1 protein-coding gene is annotated in these 2,445 nt (G+C 44.6%); it reads left to right on the forward strand.

All coding sequences use genetic code 11. From position 1 onward, the window contains the following. Positions 1–596: 596 nt before the first annotated feature. Complete coding sequence (locus LFYK43_RS11960; RefSeq protein ID WP_124978573.1) at positions 597–2,078, forward strand: family 1 glycosylhydrolase; 1,482 nt, start codon at positions 597–599, stop codon at positions 2,076–2,078. Positions 2,079–2,445 lie beyond the last annotated feature (367 nt).

Below are 2,445 nucleotides of genomic sequence, written 5' to 3' on the forward strand. Positions count from 1 at the left end.
TTAACAGACTAATTGTTAAAGATCAAAAAAGACAAGGCTGGGCAAAGAAATTTGGCAGTGCTTGTCTTTTTTAAAACAGGGCGGAGCGCGGCGTTCAGCAGGTGAGCACTAACGGGCTTCTACCAAAAATGCGATTTTCAGCATTGTTGGCAGAAGGAGGTTAGGCGCAACCTGCTGCCACGCGTAACCCGACTATGAAAACAGGGCGGAGCAAAACTGTAGAAAGTAAGCATTATCGGACTCCGGGCTAATGGTGCGGGCCATGCACCAAAAGCTTGGAGTTGGATAAGCGGAGCTTTCTGTTTTACGGAGCCTGACTAAGAAAACAAGGCGGAGTAAAGCGGTAGAAAGTGAGCATTATCGGACTCCGGGCTAATGGTGCGGGCTATGCACCAAAAGCTTGGAGTTGGATAAGCGGAGCTTTCTGTTTTACGGAGCCTGACTAAAAACAAGGTGGAGCGTGGCGTTCAGCAGGTGAGCACTAACGGGCTTCTGCCAAAAATGCGATTTTCAGTATTGTTGACAGAAGTAGGTTAGGCGCAACCTGCTGCCACGAGTAACCCGACTAATAAAGCATAACTGACAGGAGGATACATATGGGGTTTAAAAAGGATTTTCTGTGGGGCGGCGCGACGGCGGCCAACCAATACGAAGGCGGCTATGACCAAGACGGGAAAGGCTTGAATGCAATTGATGTTTTAACCAACGGGGCAGTAGATCGTCCGCGCTTGGTAACTTGGAAAAAAGCCGATGGTACAACAGGTACTTCGCCATTGGTTTGGGGTGAGGATTTCAGCGTCCCAGCTGATGCACAACCAGCGATCTTACCTGAATACCATTACCCAAGTCACCATGGTACTGATTTTTACCATCACTATGAAGAGGATATTAAGTTGATGGCCGAAATGGGCTTTAAGACCTTCCGCCTGTCATTGAGCTGGTCACGGATCTTTCCCAATGGTGACGAAGCAGAGCCAAACGAAGAAGGTCTGCAATTTTATGAACGAATTTTTGATGAATGCCATAAATATCAGATCGAACCGATGGTGACTTTGTCCCATTACGATACCCCGCTTTCGTTGATCAAACGTTACGGCGGCTGGTCTGATCGAAGCATGATCGATTTATTTGAAAAATACGTGGTGACTGTTTTTAAACGGTATCAAGGTAAAGTCAAGTATTGGACGACCTTTAATGAGATCAACGCGATGGATTTGGCACCATATATGGGTGGCGGGTTAACTGATCCAACCCCAGAAAATCGGGCACGCGGAGCACATAACCAATTCGTTGCGAGTGCTAAGGCAGTTCGGGCAGCACACCAAATTGATCCAGAAATGCGGGTCGGTCAGATGTTGGCATACTCACCGATCTACGCTTATACCTGTGATCCAGCGGATCAAGTTGAGATCATGAAAGCTCAACAAGGAACACTCTTTTATTCCGATGTCCAGGTGGGCGGTCGTTATCCTGAGTATCGTTTGAAGCAGTATGAACGTGAAGGCATCATCCTGAATGACACCCCAGAAGACTATGAACTTCTGCGAGAATATTCGGCTGATTTCTTGAGCTTTTCATGTTACAGCTCTTCAGTGATGACAACTCATCCAGAAGATGATGATGCAAATGGTAATTTAGGGGTAGCGGGGGTCAAGAATCCCTACCTTGAAATCAATGCTTGGGGCTGGGCAACAGATCCTGATTGTTTGCGCCTAGCATTGAACACCCTCTGGAATCGCTACCATAAGCCATTATGGATCGTGGAAAATGGTCTTGGTTGGGCAGATAAACTTGAAGATGATCAGACCATTCATGATGATTACCGGATCAAATACCTGCGTGCTGCAGTCAAGTCAATGGATGACGCTGTTAATATCGATGGTGTTGATTTGTTGGGTTACACTGTCTGGAGTGCGATCGATCTAGTTTCGAATGGGACCGGTGAAATGAAGAAACGCTACGGATTGGTTTACGTTGATTGTGATGATTACGGCAACGGAACAATGAAGCGTTATAAGAAAGATTCGTTTGAATGGTATAAAAAAGTCATCGCTACAAACGGAACTGACTTAGATTAGTATTTGACAGAATTTGGTCAAAAATATCGGTAGAAAAAGAGCACGGGAACTGCTAGCTATGCGGGTAGCCCGTGCTTTTTGTGGTTAAATAGCAAATGGTCTAAGTGTAAAGTTTTGGTTGGTTTTAAAAAATTAGGGCTTTTTCTTCTAGTTTGAAAGTTCACAATGTCGTGCAGGCTAAAAATAGTGCTTGCTTAACACCAAAAAGGACTATTATCCTTACACATGTAATCATCACAAAACATGAAAAGAGGATAATAGCCCCATGAATAATATTGTAGCTGAATTAGTCAAAATTTTAAAGAGTGAATCTTCTCTTCTTAAAAAAGGCCAACAAATTAATGCTTTTTTCGTTAGTCTGGCTCGG

Source organism: Ligilactobacillus salitolerans (genome assembly GCF_003864415.1).
Taxonomy (GTDB): Bacteria; Bacillota; Bacilli; order Lactobacillales; family Lactobacillaceae; genus Ligilactobacillus; species Ligilactobacillus salitolerans.